A 15,665-nucleotide genomic window follows, 5' to 3' on the forward strand; every position below is an offset into this window, starting at 1 on the left:
GGATCAAGTCCGGCATGACGGAGTGGAGGGATTGTCAGAGAAGAAAATGGGCAATGTCGTCCCAGGCTGGATTGAGATCTTCAATCAACTTGATCTTCCATGCCCGTGGCCAGTTTTTTATCGTCTTTTCTCTCGCAATTGCGTCCGTGACGAGAGCGTATGTTTCGAACCACACAAGCGTCTTAACGCCATAACGGGTTGTGAAGCCGGGCGTCAAATTGTTCTGATGTTCATATAAACGGTGAGAAAGGTCGCTTGTTACGCCAGTATATAGCGTGCCGTTTCTTTTGGATGCAAGAATATAAACGTAACCTTCGCGCATGAGAAAAGCATGCGCAAAGGTCATTGTTTTGGCAAGAGGTGAAATTATTTCCGTCATACCGGACTTGATCCGGTATCCAGCCGACGCGCGTCTGCGCGGCGAGAAGAGTTTTTCAGCCCAAGGGCTTGGGCTGAAGGGATGCCGGATCAAGTCCGGCATGACGGGTCGGGGCAATCAGTGCGGTTTGGCCGCCTGTGCTTTCTTGCGCTGTCTGGCGTTACGCGCCAGCATGTTGAGCAGTTCCACCAGCGCCGAAAACGCCATGGCGGCATAGACGTAGCCCTTGGGAACATGGAAGCCCATGCCTTCGGCGATCAGGGTCGTGCCGATCATCATCAGGAAGGCGAGTGCCAGCATGACGATGGTGGGGTTGCGCTCGATGAAGTTGGCGAGCGGTGTTGCGGCGAGCAGCATCACGGCAACGGCAAAGATCACGGCCACGATCATGATCGGCAGATGCGGTGTCATGCCAACGGCGGTGATGATGCTGTCCACGGAGAACACGAGGTCGAGCAGCAGGATCTGGCCGATGGCGGCGCCGAAATTCATCGCAACCGGGCCGCCCACCATGTCTTCCTTGTGATCTTCAGGATCGACATTGTGGTGGATTTCCTTGGTGGCCTTCCACATCAGGAAGAGACCGCCGGCGATGAGGATCATGTCCTTCCACGAGAAGGCGTGGCCGAAGATTTCGAAGACCGGCGTGGTGAGCTGCACGATCCAGGCCACAGTGCCGAGAAGGCCGAGACGCATGATCAAGGCAAGCCCGATGCCGATCTTGCGGGCTTTTTCGCGCTGTTCAGGCGGAAGCTTGTTGGTGAGGATCGAGATGAAGATCAGGTTGTCGATGCCAAGCACGACCTCCATGACGATCAGGGTGACCAGCGCCACCCAGGCAGCGGGGTCGGACAGAAGAGGGAGAACGGACTCCATCAGGGAATTTTTCCTTTCAGCAACAAGGCCACCCGAAACATTCGGTTCGTGGAATTTATAGCGCAATACGCGAGAAACAAGGAGACCGCGCCTGTGATAGGCAAGATTTCATCGAAATTTCGCGCAAACCGCGTATCAGGCCCCGTGCCGTTGCCGGTCCAGTCGCCCGTTGCTGAATGATTTCAGGCCTTGTCGGTTCCGTAAGCCGCCATGAACACCATGATGGCGCTGTCGATCACCCGGTCCAGCTCCTCTTCGGGAACCGGACCTTCGAGTTCTCCGAACAGGCGCAGCTTGAAGAAAGTGCCCGTGGAAAGCTCGATATATTGCCGGGCGGCAAGTTCGACGTCATCGACCTTGAGATGGCCGAGCGAGACCTGATGCTCGATGAAATCCTGAAGAACGGTGCGCACGTTGTTGGGTGCTGCGATGAAGAAACGCTGCGCCAGCTTCGGCATGCGGTCGATGACGCCGATCACCGAGCGCATGGCCGGTATCATTTCGGAGCAGATCATCTTGTTGGCGAAGGCCTTGCCGAACTGTTTCAGGCCGTCGCGCACCTCTTCGGTGCCGGCCAGAATGTTGCGCATGGAGGTCGCGAATTCCTGGCGGTGATGGTCGACAAGGGCGGCGAACAGGTCTTCCTTGTTGGAGAAATAGACATAGATCGTTCCCTTGGAAACGCCGGCTTCCCGCGTGATGTCGTTCATGCTGGCGGCATCGAAGCCCTTGCGCTTGAACACGCGCCAGGCGCCGGCAACAATCTGCTCACGCTTGGCCGGGTCTTCGCCCGCAGCAAAACGCCCGGCGGGGTTTCCCGGACAGCCCGTTTCGGTTTCCGTCTCCATATCCATGTCTTCACCTGCCATCGTTACCGGTTCCTAGCACTGCAATGGCGTAAAAAAAATTAACCGAACGTCGAACCAATCAGTTCGATTACACTTGATATGTGTCAGGAAAGGGATTATGTCAATCGAACCGAACGGTTCAGTTCGAAAAACTTTCTTCAATTTATCACGGTACAATCTCATGTCGGCCCAGAAGAATAGCGCGGTTCGCGCCGTCAACGATGCGGAAGAGGCGGACGTTTCCGCCAAGGCTGAGACCTCTCCGGCAAAGCCGGTGGAGGCCCCGCCGCAACAGCCGCCACAGACAATTGCCGCACCGAAGAAGAAGAAGCGTTCGCCGCTTCTGCCGATCTTTGCGATCGCCCTTCTCGCCGGCGCCGGCTGGTACGGTTATAACTGGTGGATCGACGGTCGCTTCATGGTTTCGACGGATGACGCCTATATACAGGGTGATATCGCGGTCATCGCGCCCAAGGTTTCGGGTTACATCGCCAAGGTGAACGTTGTCGAAAACCAGGAAGTCAAGGCGGGTGATCCGCTGGTTACTCTGGATGACGGCGACTATCGTATCGCGCTTGAACAGGCCGACGCGCAGATCCGCACCGAGGAACTGTCGCTGAAGCGCATCGATGCGCAGATCATCGGCGGCGAGGCAGCGCAGGAACAGGCCGTTGCCCAGAAGGGCGCTCTGGATGCGGCCCTTCGCGGTGCGGAAATAACCCAGAAGCGCGCCACCGAATTGCAGGCGAAGGATGTCGGCACCGTTGCCGCTTCCGACAGCGCGCAGGTCGCGCTCGATCAGGCCAGGGCGAATGTCGTAGCCGGCGAGGCGGCGATCTCGTCCGCGAAAGCCAATGTCGAGCTTCTTCGCGCCCAGCGCGAGGAAGCCGAAAGCACCATCCGTTCGCTGCAGCTTTCCAAGGACAAGGCGGCTCGCGATCTGGCCTTCACCGTGCTGAAAGCGCCTTATGACGGCGTTATCGGCAATCTGGCGGTGCAGACGGGCGATCTCGTTTCGGTCGGCAAGCGCCTTGCTTCGCTGGTGCCGTTGAACGAGCTTTATATCGACGCCAATTTCAAGGAAACGCAGCTGGCCCGCGTGGTGCCCGGTTCGAAGGTCCGCGTCCATGTGGATGCTTTCGACGACGAGACCATTGAAGGCACGGTCCAGTCGATCTCGCCCGGTTCCGGTTCGGTCTTCTCGATGCTGCCGCCGGAAAACGCCACGGGTAACTTCACCAAGGTCATCCAGCGCGTACCGGTGCGTATCGTCTTCTCAAAGGAAGATCTCGCCAAGCACAATCTGCGTGCGGGCCTGAGCGTCGTCGTCGATGTGGATACCCGCACGGCGCCGGAAAACACGAAAACGGCGCACGTTAACCCATAGGCCAACCAGGGCGTCGTTGAGGGCAAGATCATGGCGGCTACGGTTGTCGGCACAGGCGGGGTATCTGTCCCCGTCGATCCACCCATGGACAAGCGCAGGCTCATCGCGTTCTTCGCGATGGTCTTCGGCATGTTCATGTCCATTCTCGATATTCAGATCGTCTCCGCCTCGCTTGCGGAAATCCAGGCAGGTCTCGGGGCGGGCTCCGACGAGATCGCCTGGGTGCAGACATCCTATCTGATTGCAGAAGTCATCATGATCCCTCTGTCGGGCACGCTGGCGCGCATCCTGTCCACGCGCGTGCTGTTTGCCACCTGCGCCGCCGGCTTCACCCTGTCGAGCGCGCTCTGCGCCACCGCGACCAATATCGACCAGATGATCGTCTACCGGGCGATTCAGGGCTTTATCGGCGGCGGCATGATCCCGTCGGTCTTTGCGGCCGCCTTCACCATTTTCCCGCCCTCCAAGCGTTCGGTCGTCTCGCCGATCATCGGTCTCGTCGCCACGCTTGCGCCCACCATCGGTCCCACGGTCGGCGGTTATCTTTCCAACGCCTTCTCCTGGCACTGGCTGTTCCTCGTCAACATCATTCCCGGCATCATCGTCACCATCCTGACATGGAGCCTGATCGATTTCGACAAGCCTGAAACCTCGCTCTGGAAGAAGTTCGACTGGTGGGGGCTGATCTCCATGGCCGTCTTCCTCGGCTCTCTGGAATACGTGCTGGAAGAGGGCAACAACAAGGACTGGTTCAACGACGAGCATATCGTCATCGGTTCGGTGGCCATGGTCATCGGTGCGGTGGTGTTCTTCTGGCGTGCCTTCAAGGTGGACTTCCCCGTTGTGGACATCCGCGCCTTTGCGGACCGAAATTTCTCCATCGGCTCGCTGTTTTCCTTCGTGATGGGCATAGGGCTTTACGGGCTGACCTATCTCTACCCGCTCTATCTCGGTCGCGTGCGCGGTTACGATGCGCTGATGATCGGCGAGACCATGTTCGTTTCCGGTCTTGCGATGTTCTTCACCGCGCCGATTGCCGGCAAGGTGTCCACCAAGCTCGATCCGCGCATCATGATGGCCATTGGCTTCATCAGCTTCGGTTGCGGCACGTGGATCATGACGCATGTGACCACCGACTGGGATTTCTACGAGCTGCTGATTCCGCAGGTCCTGCGCGGTTTCGGACTGATGATGTGCATGGTGCCGATCAACAACATCGCGCTCGGCACGCTTCCGCCCGCGCGCATCCGCAATGCCTCGGGCCTGTTCAACCTCACCCGCAACCTCGGCGGCGCGGTTGGCCTTGCCGTCATCAATACGCTGCTGTCGCAACGCACCGACGATCATTATGTGCGGCTGGCGGAACATGTCAGCTATTCCAATCCACAGGCGCTGGAGTGGCTGAACAATGTCGGCGCGAACTATGATTCCTACGGGCTGGACGGTGCTTCCGTCGCGATCAAGAAGCTGGTCGGCATGGTCTCGCAGCAGGCGTGGATACTCGCCTTTGCGGATGTGTTCTTCGCGCTGACGCTGCTGTTCGGCAGCCTGATCTTCATGACCGTGCTGATCCAGAAACCCAAGGCAGCGCCGCCACCAGACGCGGCGCACTGAACAAAATCCCCTCCCATCCACCGCAGAGCTGGGGCCGTCGGAAATGACGGCCCCTTTTTTTGTCTGGTTGCGATACTTTTCCGTCACGCCGGTCTTGAGCCGATATCCAGTAAGCCCAAGTCCTTGGTCCAGGGCTAAAATGACGGAAGTTGTTGGTCAGCCCCGATAGTCTGCAGCCTGTTGATTTTATTGATGTGTCTAAATCCTTGGGAAAAGCCGAGGGATGACGCCGGGCAAAGGCGCACACCCGCAGTTTAGAGATGGAAATAAAGCGAAATCATCATCTTGCTGAAAATGTGAGGTACGTACATCATTTTTCGGTTTACGACGGCGGCAAAGCTGGATATTCAAATGGCACGGGAGGAAACATGAAGCCGACAGTTCACGATATCGCCGAGCGGGCGGGTGTCAGCCTTGCCACCATCGACCGGGTGCTGAACATGCGCCCCGGCGTTCACGCCGCTACTCGAGCGCGGGTGGAGGCGGCGATTGCCGAGCTTGGTTATGTGCGCGATATCGCCGCCGCCAATTTGGCTAAGGGTCGCAATTATTCACTGGTCTTCATCCTTCCCGGCAACGACAATTCCTTCATGGCGACGCTGCGAGCCGAAGTTCGTGCCGCAGCCGCCCGTGCCCATCTGGAGCGCACGGCGATCCGCGTTATCGAGGTGCCGCCTTTCAATGCCGCGGCACTGACGGAGGCGCTGGAAGTCGCGCGGCGGGAAAAGCCGTCGGGCGTCGCCTTCGTCGCCACCGATTCTGAGGATGTTGCCGAAGCCGCAGACCGGCTGGCCGAAGATGGCATCGCCACCGTCACGCTGGTTTCCGATCTCTCCGGTTCGCGCCGCGACCATTATGCTGGCGTCGACAACGTTGCGGCCGGGCGCACGGCGGCTAGCCTCATGGGGCGCTTCCTGTCCGGGCGCGGCGGCGATATTGCGGTCGTTGCCGGCTCCATGCTGGTGCGCGACCATCGCGAACGCCTAGACGGCTTCCGCTCCGTCATCGAAAGCGAATTTCCGGACCTGCGACTATTGCCGGTCCTCGAGGGCCGGGACGATCCCGTCACCGTCGAGGCGCTGGTCACCAAGGCGCTTGCGAGCGACGCGCTATCCGGCATCTACAGTCTCGGCGCCGGTAATCGCGGCCTCATCCGGGCGCTCAGGGCGTCATCGGGCGAAAGGTCGCCATCCGTTATCGCCCATGAGCTCACCGAAAACACGGCCAATGCGCTGCGGGAAGGCGTGCTCGATGCCGTGCTCAACCAGGATGCAGGTCATGAGGTGCGCAGCGCCATTCGCGTGTTGAAAGCGCGCGCGGATGGTCTCGCTGTCATCGCCGCGCAGGAGCGTATCCGTATCGACATATTCCTCAGGGACAATCTGCCCTGAGGAGAGCATTTCCAGGAAAAGTGGCCGCCGGTTTTCCGTCCGGAAATGCGGTGACCCTTAAAACCGCTGAAGTGGCGCAAGGAGCGCCGGAATGGAGAATTACATGTATCTCGGTCTCGATCTTGGAACATCCGGTGTCAAAGCCCTGCTGATGGACGGCGATCAGGAGATCGTCGGCTCGGCCAACGGCTCGCTGGAGGTCTCGCGTCCGCATCACGGCTGGTCGGAACAGGACCCGGCGGACTGGATTGCCGCCACGAAAACCGCAGTCGAAGGTCTGAAGCAGAAGTTTGCGAAGGAACTCGCTGCCGTGAAAGGTATCGGCCTTTCCGGCCAGATGCATGGCGCGACGCTGATAGACGCGAGCGGCAATGTGCTGCGGCCGTGCATTCTGTGGAACGACACGCGCTCCTATGCCGAGGCTGCCGAACTCGATGCCGATCCGCGCTTCCGCAAGATCACCGGCAACATCGTATTCCCAGGCTTTACCGCACCGAAACTGGCTTGGGTGGCGAAGAACGAACCTGAAATCTTCGCGAAGGTGGCCAAGGTACTGCTGCCGAAGGATTACCTGCGACTGTGGCTGACCGGTGAATATATCTCGGAAATGTCGGATTCCGCCGGCACATCGTGGCTGGATACCGGTGCGCGCAAATGGTCTGCCGATCTTCTGGCGGCGACCGGCCTTGAAGAAAAACACATGCCGTCGCTGGTCGAAGGCACCGAGGAGGCAGGTGTGCTGCGTGCCGAGCTCGCCTCGCAATGGGGCATTGCGGGTAAGGCCGTGGTGGCCGGCGGCGCGGGTGACAATGCCGCTTCCGCCTGCGGCATGGGCACGGTGAAAGCGGGCCACGCGTTCGTTTCGCTCGGCACTTCCGGCGTGTTGTTTGCCGCCAACGCCTCCTATCTGCCGAAGCCGGAAAGCGCCGTACACGCGTTCTGCCACGCGCTTCCCAACACATGGCACCAGATGGGCGTCATCCTGTCCGCTACCGATGCACTCAACTGGTATTCGCGCCTCACCGGCAAGTCCGCAGCCGAACTGACGGGTGAACTGGGCGACGAGCTTCTGGCGCCGAGCGGCGTCACTTTCGCACCCTATCTTTCCGGCGAGCGCACGCCGCATAACGATGCCGCCATTCGCGGCTCTTTCATTGGCCTTTCGCATGAAAGTGACCGCAGGGCGCTGACGCAGGCTGTGCTGGAAGGCGTGACTTTCGCCATCCGTGACAATCTCGAAGCGCTGAAGTCGGCCGGCACCTCCATTTCCCGCGTCACCGCCATCGGCGGCGGTTCGCGCTCGGCCTATTGGCTGGCCTCGATCGCGACTTCGCTCGGTGTGCCCGTGGATATTCCGGCCGAGGGCGATTTCGGCGCCGCTTTCGGCGCCGCCCGACTCGGTCTCATCGCTGCAACAGGTGCAGATCCGGTTGCAGTCTGCACGCAGCCGGAAACGGCGCGGACGATCGAGCCGGTGGTGGCGCTTGGCGATGCTTATGAGGAGGCTTACCAGCGGTATCACGCGCTTTATCCCGCCATTCGGTCGCTTTCGCATTGAGGTTTTGCGTGCGCCGTTCACCCCTCTCTGCCCTGCCGTGCATCTCCCCCACAATGGGGGAGATCGACAAGCGGCTAGGTCACGTCCTCCTGTGAGGTCGCGATCGAAGCGGTTGAGCGCAACTTGCTGCTCCCTCCTTGTGGGGGAGATGTCCGGCACGACAGAGGGGGGTAAGCGGCCCGCGCAGACCTCGAATTTTTGAACACCACCTAAACCCACCCCAGAGGAGGAACCATCCAATGAGCACAGGCTTCTTCGGCGATATCGCCAAGATCAAATATGAAGGCCCCGACAGCACCAACCCGCTCGCCTTCCGCCACTACAATCCCGACGAGATCGTTGCCGGAAAGCGTATGGAAGATCACCTGCGCTTTGCCGTGGCTTACTGGCACACCTTCACCTGGCCGGGCGGCGACCCATTCGGTGGGCAGACGTTCCAGCGTCCGTGGTTTGAAGACACCATGCAGGCCGCCAAGCTGAAGGCCGATGTCGCCTTTGAATTCTTCTCGCTGCTCGGTTCGCCGTTCTATTGCTTCCACGACGCCGATGTGCGCCCGGAAGGCAGGAACTTTGCCGGAAACACCAGGAACCTCAACGAGATCGTCGACTACTTCGCGCAGAAGCAGGCTGATACTGGCGTAAAGCTCCTGTGGGGCACGGCGAACCTGTTCTCCAACCGCCGCTTCATGTCGGGTGCCGCGACCAATCCGGACCCGGATGTCTTCGCATTCTCGGCTGCGACGGTGAAGACCTGCATGGATGCCACCAAGAAGCTCGGCGGCGCCAATTACGTGCTATGGGGCGGTCGTGAAGGTTACGAAACGCTGCTCAACACTGATCTTTCGCGCGAGCTGGACCAGCTCGGCCGCTTCCTCAATCTGGTTGTGGAATACAAATACAAGATCGGTTTCGAAGGCACGATCCTGATCGAGCCAAAGCCGCAGGAGCCGACCAAGCACCAGTACGACTACGACGTCGCAACCGTTTATGCGTTCCTGCAGAAGAACGGTCTCGAAAAGGAAGTGAAGGTCAATATCGAGCAGGGTCACGCCATCCTCGCCGGCCATTCCTTCGAACACGAACTGGCCATGGCCAATGCCTTCGGCATTTTCGGCTCCATCGACATGAACCGCAACGACTACCAGTCTGGCTGGGATACCGACCAGTTCCCCAACAACGTTCCTGAAATGGCGCTGGCCTATTACCACGTACTGGCCGGCGGCGGCTTCACCAATGGCGGCACCAACTTCGATTCCAAGCTGCGTCGCCAGTCGCTCGATCCGCAGGACCTGCTGATCGGCCATATCGGCGGCATGGATTGCTGCGCCCGCGGCCTTAAGGCGGCGGCGAAGATGATCGAGGACGGCGCGCTGTCGAAGCCGCTTTCGGAGCGTTACGCGAAGTGGGACGCACCTGAAGCCCAGAAGATGTTGCGCGGCGAGCTGAAGCTCGAAGAAATCGCAGCGCTGGTCGAGCGCCAGGATATCAACCCCGAGCCGAAGTCCGGTCGTCAGGAATATCTGGAGAACGTCGTCAATCGTTACGTTTGACGGGCTGGTACGTTCATAAACAAAGGACGGGGGAGCATCCCCCGTCTAGAGGCTGGTTAAAGCCGCAAAACCTCTCCTCCGTCATCCTCGCGACACGCCCGAGGATGACGTTGTATCTGCGGTGTACTGCACCGCTCGGTCTCCGGGCCCGATGCTGCATATAACATTCCATAAAATGAGACTAAGAAGGTTGCGATAGCCGGATTAGGGGGCATGTTCGCCGTCTGTTGCCAAAGGCGAGAACAATTCCGCGCCACCCCTCCTTTCTTTCCAGTCACTTACCGCAAAACTTTTCCCCGCATGTCCCCACCCGTCCATTTTGCTGCATCATTCCCCTGCAACCGGAACGGAAGGGCGATACGCGCGGCGCCTTTCGCGGACCGGCTGCCGGCATCGACAAGCGTGGTTCTGGCAAACCGCGTTCCGGAAAGGCGTCCCGCAATTGCCAGCAGCGGGAAGGGCCGATCCGGTAGGTGTCGTGAAAAGTCTGTCACCGATGGACCGGCATTCCGGTCAAACAAGGCGCGGCCCGGCAGATGCAAGACTTTCCACCACACTCAACTCCCATCCGCATTTGCCGGGCTGTCGTTTCTCCCGCCGCCGGGAAACCGTTGCGGCGACTTTCGTGTACCTAAAGCGCTTTGGATATCTTAACCGCGCTGCTGAAACGTTGCAGATTTTGCGTGCCTGCGGCTGTACCTCATTGCTGACTTGGTCTAAACCGCTCTCCATCTTTTGACGCTCGATGGATGACGAAAGGGCCTATCCGATGACCGATCACAAAGCGCTTGCAGCCCGTTTCCCCGGCGATTTCCTGTTCGGCGTGGCGACTGCCTCGTTCCAGATCGAGGGTGCCACCAAGGTTGACGGTCGCAAGCCATCCATCTGGGATGCCTTCTGCAACATGCCGGGACATGTCTTCGGGCGCCACAATGGCGACGTTGCCTGCGATCACTATAATCGCTGGGAGGATGATCTCGATCTCATCAAGGAAATGGGTGTCGAGGCCTATCGTTTCTCCATTGCCTGGCCGCGCATCATTCCCGATGGCTTCGGTCCGATCAACGAGAAGGGGCTGGATTTCTACGACCGCCTCGTCGATGGCTGCAAGGCGCGCGGCATAAAGACCTATGCGACGCTTTACCATTGGGACCTGCCGCTGACACTGATGGGCGACGGCGGCTGGGCCTCGCGTTCCACCGCCCATGCCTTCCAGCGTTACGCCAAGACCGTCATGGCACGGCTGGGCGACCGGCTGGATGCGGTGGCGACCTTCAATGAACCCTGGTGTGCGGTTTGGCTCAGCCATCTCTATGGCATTCATGCGCCGGGCGAGCGCAACATGGATGCAGCCCTTGCGGCCATGCACCACATCAACCTTGCCCATGGTTTCGGCGTCGAGGCGTCCCGCCATGTTGCGCCCAAGGTGCCGGTCGGACTGGTGCTGAACGCCCATTCCGTCATCCCGGCCTCCAATAGCGACGCCGACATGAAGGCAGCTGAACGGGCATTCCAGTTCCACAACGGCGCGTTTTTCGATCCGGTCTTCAAGGGCGAATATCCGGCCGAAATGATGGAGGCCCTGGGCAGCCGCATGCCGGTGGTGGAGGCGGAAGACCTGTCCATCATCAGCCAGAAGCTCGACTGGTGGGGCCTGAATTATTATACACCGATGCGCGTTGCCGACGACGCCACCGAAGGTGCGGAATTCCCTGCCACCAAACCAGCCCCGGCCGTCAGCGATGTCAAAACCGATATCGGCTGGGAAGTCTATGCGCCGGCGCTGCATTCCCTGGTGGAGACGCTTTACGAGCGCTACGAGCTGCCCGATTGCTACATCACCGAAAATGGCGCCTGCTACAATATGGGCGTCGAAAACGGCGAGGTGGATGATCAACCCCGTCTTGACTATTACGCCGAACATCTTGGTATCGTTGCTGATCTGGTGAAGGACGGTTACCCCATGCGGGGTTACTTCGCCTGGAGCCTGATGGACAATTTCGAATGGGCGGAAGGGTACCGCATGCGCTTTGGCCTCGTTCACGTGGATTACGAAACGCAGGTTCGTACGTTGAAGAACAGCGGCAAATGGTACAGCGCGCTGGCATCGGGTTTTCCGAAGGGGAACCACGGTGTGATGAAGGGGTGAGGCTTTCTCCCTCATCCCTGTGCTTGTCACAGGGATCCAGCCGCCCCAAGTCCTCGGGCTGGGATGAGTATTTGCGCCACGCAGACGCTTGTCGGCTTGATTCCTGTGACAAGTACAGGAATGAGGGTGGAGAGGCTGGCTCGTGTGTGAACTTTACCTGCCGTATTCCTCACCAGGAAAGCACACGATCGCTCTCCCCAATAAAGTTCTTCCACCTTACTATCAGTTTTCCAAACTTTTTTGCCAGTTACCCGGCGGTGCCTGCTTGCGCCTGCCATCCTGTCTCCTATGTCAGGCAGGCTACGCAGACGTAGCGCCCGCTGCTGCCTCATCCGGAGCGGTGCGGGCTGGTCCTCCCAGGGAAAACGAACATGCTTATCGAAAAACTCAACTGGCGTTATGCCACCAAGAAAATGGATCCTTCCAAGACTGTTGCGGAAGACAAGGTCGAGCGCATCGTCGAAGCCGCCCGGCTGGCGCCCACTTCCAGCGGGTTGCAGCCGTTCGAAGTCATCGTCGTTACCGATCCGGAAGTGCGCGCAAAGATCCGCGAGATCGCCTGGAACCAGGCGCAGGTGACTGAAGGTTCGCATCTTCTGGTGTTTGCGGCGTGGGATAACTACACGCAAGAGCGGATCAACCATATGTTCGACTTGGTCAACGAAGAGCGTGGCGTCAAGAACGAGGGCTGGGAAGCGTATCGTCAGAAGCTTCTCTCCTCCTATCCGCAGCGTGATGAGCAGGTGAATTTCGAACACGCAGCCCGTCAGGCCTATATTGGTTTCGGCATGGCGGTGGCGCAGGCTGCTTTCGAGGGTGTGGATTCCACACCGATGGAAGGTTTCGATCCGGCCAAGCTGGATGAAATCCTCGGCCTGCGTGAAAAGGGCCTGCGCTCCGTCACCATCCTGCCGCTCGGATACCGCGAGCCGGAAGGCGACTGGCTGGTGAACCTGAAGAAGGTCCGCCGCCCGCTTGAGGAATTCGTCAGCCGCGTCTGATTTTCACGCACTCGCGAAGTCTTGACTGCCGCAGGGCCGCACAGACGGCTTTGCGGTAGATTTTTTCTCTGATTTCAGATAATTGAAAAATCATCCCTGTTAAAAGATGGCGCCTGCGGGCAAGTATGCGCCATCGAATTGCCGATCCCCGGCATTTCTGAGTGAAAGCCTGACGAAATGACCCGGAAAATCAGCTGTCATCGAATGTGCCGGAAGGCTGCATGAAGAGAGCGGTTCAGCACCGCAACAGGATTTTTTGAGACCCGATCCGTCAAGAGTTTTCGCAGAGTTCCCAATGAGTTTTTCATCCAACGCGACATCGCTCGCGCGCGCACCGCAGACTGCCAAGGACGCGATGGTCACGTTTGAAGGCGTGACCAAGACCTTTGGCGGCAGCGATGGCAAGCCGGGCTTCGCAGCCCTCGCCGGCATTGATTATGTCGTGCCGAAGGGTTCCATCACCGGCATCATCGGCCGCTCTGGTGCCGGCAAATCCACCCTCATCCGCCTCGCCAACGGCCTTGAAAAACCGTCGTCCGGCCGGGTGGTCGTCGACGGCGTCGATGTTGCCGCCCTTGATGAGAAGAGTCTGAGGACCCTTCGCCGTTCCGTCGGCATGATCTTCCAGCACTTCAATCTCCTGTCGTCGCGCACCGCTTTCGACAACGTGGCGCTGCCGCTAGAAATTGCCGGTCTCGGTAAAAAAGAGATCGAAACGCGGGTAACGCCGCTGCTCGAACTCGTTGGCCTTTCCGACAAGGCGAAGCGTTATCCGGCGGAACTGTCGGGTGGGCAGAAGCAGCGTGTCGGCATCGCCCGCGCGCTTGCGACGCAACCCAAGCTGCTGTTGTCGGACGAGGCGACGTCCGCGCTCGATCCGGAGACGACCCAGTCCATCCTTGAACTCCTGAAGCGGATCAATGCCGAACTTGGGCTGACAGTGCTGCTCATCACCCACGAGATGGAGGTGGTGAAGACCATCGCCTCGCAGGTCGCCGTCATCGACAGGGGCCTGATCGTGGAGGAGGGGCGCACCTTCGATATTTTCACCGCGCCGAAACACGAGACGACCCGCAGCCTGCTGTCGTCCTCGGTTGGGGTTAAGCTGCCGCACTGGGTTACATCAGGGTTGAAGCCGGAAGCCGAGGAGGGTGACCGCGTTCTCGTGCGGCTGGTGTTCTTCGGCGAAACGGCATTCCAGCCGCTGACCGCGCGTCTTGTTGCGGAAATCGGTCCTGACGTGAACATCCTTGCCGGCACCATCGAGGAAATTTCCGGCGAACCATTCGGCTCGTTGGTTGTGTCCTATCCGGCCACGGCGGAAACCACCGCCCGCGCCGGCCGCTTTTATACTGAGACCGGTCTTCACACGGAGGTGCTCGGTTATGTCGCCTGATATGCTTTTCAACCTTCTGTCGAAGGGTCTTCTGCAGACGCTGCACATGGTCGCGGTCGCCGGCATCGTCGGCTCCATCATCGGCGTGCCGATGGGCGTTTTCCTTGCCACCAGCGGCAAAGGCGAACTCTTCCCCGCGCCGATGACGAACCGCATCCTCGGCCTTGTCGTCAATGCGGCGCGCTCCACGCCCTTCATCATTCTGGTGGTGGCGATCATTCCCTTCACGCGGCTGGTCGCCGGCACTTCCATCGGCACCAGTGCGGCCATCGTGCCGCTGACGGTTGCCACCGTGCCTTTCATCGCGCGGCTGGTGGAAGCGGCGATCCGCGAGGTCGACAAGGGCCTGATCGAAGCGGCCCGCGCCATGGGCGCAACACCGTTGCAGATCGTCACCAAGGTCCTGCTTGCGGAAGCAAAGCCGGGCATCACGCTGGCGCTTACCCTCACGCTCGTCAGCCTCATCGGTTATTCGGCCATGGTCGGTGCTGTCGGCGGCGGCGGGCTGGGTGATCTCGGCATTCGCTACGGCTACCAGCGCTTCATGCCTGACGTGATGCTGGTCGTGGTGCTGGTGCTGATCGTGCTCGTGCAACTCGTGCAGAGCGCCGGCGACCGGCTTGCCCGCAGCTTCGACAAGCGCACCCGCAAGAACTGATAAAACCGTTCAAGAACAACAAACCCAAGAACAACAAACCCAAGGAGACATCCATGAAGAAAATCATCCTCGCGGCTTCGCTCGCCGCTCTCTTTACCGCCGGTCAGGCGCTGGCCGAAACCATCAAGATTGGTGTTACACCTGCCGAGCACGCGCAGATCATGGAACAGGTCAAAAAGATCGCCGCCGCCAAGGGACTGGACATCGATATCGTCGAGTTCTCCGACTACGTCGTGCCGAACCAGGCACTGGCAGACGGTGAGCTTCAGGCCAACTCCTTCCAGCACCAGCCTTACCTCGACAACCAGATCGCTGACCGCAAGTTCGATCTCGTCAGCGTCGGCACCACCATCACCACGCCGATGGGCGTTTATTCGAAGAAGGTGAAGAGCCTTGACGAGCTGAAGGACGGCGCGACGGTCGGTATTCCGAACGACCCGACCAATGGCGGCCGTGCGCTTCTCGTTCTCGCTTCCAAGGGTGTGCTCAAGGTCAAGGAAGAAGCCGGTCTGAAGGTAACGCCTGCCGACATCACCGAAAACCCGAAGAACATCCAGATCGTTGAACTTGACGCTGCGCAGTTGCCGCGCTCGCTGGATGACACCGACGCGTCGGTCATCAACACCAATTATGCCACGGCAGCAGGCCTGAACCCCAAGAAGGACGCCATCGCCATCGAAAGCGAAAAGTCCCCTTACGCAAACGTCATCGCCGTTCGTGCGCAGGACAAGGACAAGCCGTGGGTGAAGACGCTGGTGGAATCCTACCACAGCCCGGAAGTGAAGGCCTTCATTCTGGAGAAGTTCAACGGCACGGTCATTCCGTCCTGGTAATCAGGCCTGACACGATTGAAGTTGC

General features: G+C 59.5%; 13 protein-coding genes. 10 read left to right on the forward strand and 3 right to left on the reverse strand.

Features of this window, described 5'->3' with window-relative positions:
* Window positions 1-34 precede the first annotated feature (34 nt).
* The 3 genes from ACQZ5Y_RS19645 to ACQZ5Y_RS19655 form a co-directional block, all read right to left on the reverse strand.
* Complete coding sequence (locus tag ACQZ5Y_RS19645) at window positions 35-346, reverse strand: GIY-YIG nuclease family protein (protein ID WP_081308959.1); 312 nt, start codon at window positions 344-346, stop codon at window positions 35-37.
* A 150-nt stretch (window positions 347-496) separates the two neighbouring features.
* The gene (locus tag ACQZ5Y_RS19650; protein ID WP_003516210.1) at window positions 497-1,255 is read right to left on the reverse strand and encodes a TerC family protein; all 759 of its coding nucleotides are present in this window, start codon (window positions 1,253-1,255) and stop codon (window positions 497-499) included.
* Window positions 1,256-1,437: 182 nt separating this feature from the next.
* Window positions 1,438-2,124, reverse strand: coding sequence for a TetR/AcrR family transcriptional regulator (locus tag ACQZ5Y_RS19655; protein WP_003516212.1), 687 nt, complete (start codon window positions 2,122-2,124; stop codon window positions 1,438-1,440).
* 160 nt (window positions 2,125-2,284) lie between these two features.
* On the opposite strand from ACQZ5Y_RS19655, the gene ACQZ5Y_RS19660 reads away from it, so the two are divergent.
* The 10 genes from ACQZ5Y_RS19660 to ACQZ5Y_RS19705 all read left to right on the forward strand — a co-directional run bounded on the left by ACQZ5Y_RS19660 (window position 2,285) and on the right by ACQZ5Y_RS19705 (window position 15,640).
* Window positions 2,285-3,490: an HlyD family secretion protein gene (locus ACQZ5Y_RS19660; protein WP_019566960.1), complete on the forward strand. Its 1,206-nt coding sequence runs from the start codon at window positions 2,285-2,287 to the stop codon at window positions 3,488-3,490.
* A 30-nt stretch (window positions 3,491-3,520) separates the two neighbouring features.
* Window positions 3,521-5,104 (forward strand): DHA2 family efflux MFS transporter permease subunit, encoded by a 1,584-nt coding sequence (locus ACQZ5Y_RS19665; RefSeq protein ID WP_013762324.1) that lies wholly within the window; start codon window positions 3,521-3,523, stop codon window positions 5,102-5,104.
* Between the two features lie 368 nt (window positions 5,105-5,472).
* Window positions 5,473-6,495 carry a LacI family DNA-binding transcriptional regulator gene (locus ACQZ5Y_RS19670; protein WP_013762325.1) on the forward strand — a complete coding sequence of 341 codons (1,023 nt, stop codon included), beginning with the start codon at window positions 5,473-5,475 and terminating at the stop codon, window positions 6,493-6,495.
* A 103-nt stretch (window positions 6,496-6,598) separates the two neighbouring features.
* Window positions 6,599-8,053, forward strand: a complete 1,455-nt coding sequence (gene xylB / locus ACQZ5Y_RS19675) for a xylulokinase (protein ID WP_174051194.1) — start codon at window positions 6,599-6,601, stop codon at window positions 8,051-8,053.
* A gap of 239 nt (window positions 8,054-8,292) precedes the next feature.
* Complete coding sequence (gene xylA, locus ACQZ5Y_RS19680) at window positions 8,293-9,603, forward strand: xylose isomerase (protein ID WP_174051043.1); 1,311 nt, start codon at window positions 8,293-8,295, stop codon at window positions 9,601-9,603.
* 769 nt (window positions 9,604-10,372) lie between these two features.
* Entirely contained in the window at window positions 10,373-11,752 is a 1,380-nt protein-coding gene (locus tag ACQZ5Y_RS19685; RefSeq protein ID WP_174051045.1) for a GH1 family beta-glucosidase, read from the forward strand.
* Between the two features lie 371 nt (window positions 11,753-12,123).
* Window positions 12,124-12,753: an NAD(P)H-dependent oxidoreductase gene (locus tag ACQZ5Y_RS19690; protein WP_003516226.1), complete on the forward strand. Its 630-nt coding sequence runs from the start codon at window positions 12,124-12,126 to the stop codon at window positions 12,751-12,753.
* 295 nt (window positions 12,754-13,048) lie between these two features.
* A complete protein-coding gene (locus tag ACQZ5Y_RS19695) occupies window positions 13,049-14,149 on the forward strand; it encodes a methionine ABC transporter ATP-binding protein (protein WP_162692105.1) in 1,101 nt (366 codons plus the stop codon).
* Window positions 14,139-14,807 carry a methionine ABC transporter permease gene (locus ACQZ5Y_RS19700; RefSeq protein WP_003516230.1) on the forward strand — a complete coding sequence of 223 codons (669 nt, stop codon included), beginning with the start codon at window positions 14,139-14,141 and terminating at the stop codon, window positions 14,805-14,807. Before ACQZ5Y_RS19695 ends, ACQZ5Y_RS19700 begins: the two co-directional genes overlap by 11 nt.
* A gap of 53 nt (window positions 14,808-14,860) precedes the next feature.
* Window positions 14,861-15,640 carry a MetQ/NlpA family ABC transporter substrate-binding protein gene (locus tag ACQZ5Y_RS19705; RefSeq protein WP_003516232.1) on the forward strand — a complete coding sequence of 260 codons (780 nt, stop codon included), beginning with the start codon at window positions 14,861-14,863 and terminating at the stop codon, window positions 15,638-15,640.
* Window positions 15,641-15,665: the final 25 nt, after the last annotated feature.

Source organism: Agrobacterium sp. A3-95, from assembly GCF_053521785.1.

Bases quoted from the DNA above. Each gene is read 5' to 3' on its own strand.
- ACQZ5Y_RS19705 (WP_003516232.1), top strand. From the start codon at position 14,861: ATGAAGAAAATCATCCTCGCGGCTTCGCTCGCCGCTCTCTTTACCGCC.
- xylB (WP_174051194.1), top strand. From the start codon at position 6,599: ATGTATCTCGGTCTCGATCTTGGAACATCCGGTGTCAAAGCCCTGCTG.
- ACQZ5Y_RS19655 (WP_003516212.1), bottom strand. From the start codon at position 2,124: ATGGCAGGTGAAGACATGGATATGGAGACGGAAACCGAAACGGGCTGT.
- ACQZ5Y_RS19665 (WP_013762324.1), top strand. From the start codon at position 3,521: ATGGCGGCTACGGTTGTCGGCACAGGCGGGGTATCTGTCCCCGTCGAT.
- ACQZ5Y_RS19660 (WP_019566960.1), top strand. From the start codon at position 2,285: ATGTCGGCCCAGAAGAATAGCGCGGTTCGCGCCGTCAACGATGCGGAA.
- ACQZ5Y_RS19685 (WP_174051045.1), top strand. From the start codon at position 10,373: ATGACCGATCACAAAGCGCTTGCAGCCCGTTTCCCCGGCGATTTCCTG.
- ACQZ5Y_RS19650 (WP_003516210.1), bottom strand. From the start codon at position 1,255: ATGGAGTCCGTTCTCCCTCTTCTGTCCGACCCCGCTGCCTGGGTGGCG.
- ACQZ5Y_RS19695 (WP_162692105.1), top strand. From the start codon at position 13,049: ATGAGTTTTTCATCCAACGCGACATCGCTCGCGCGCGCACCGCAGACT.
- ACQZ5Y_RS19690 (WP_003516226.1), top strand. From the start codon at position 12,124: ATGCTTATCGAAAAACTCAACTGGCGTTATGCCACCAAGAAAATGGAT.
- ACQZ5Y_RS19700 (WP_003516230.1), top strand. From the start codon at position 14,139: ATGTCGCCTGATATGCTTTTCAACCTTCTGTCGAAGGGTCTTCTGCAG.
- ACQZ5Y_RS19645 (WP_081308959.1), bottom strand. From the start codon at position 346: ATGACCTTTGCGCATGCTTTTCTCATGCGCGAAGGTTACGTTTATATT.
- ACQZ5Y_RS19670 (WP_013762325.1), top strand. From the start codon at position 5,473: ATGAAGCCGACAGTTCACGATATCGCCGAGCGGGCGGGTGTCAGCCTT.
- xylA (WP_174051043.1), top strand. From the start codon at position 8,293: ATGAGCACAGGCTTCTTCGGCGATATCGCCAAGATCAAATATGAAGGC.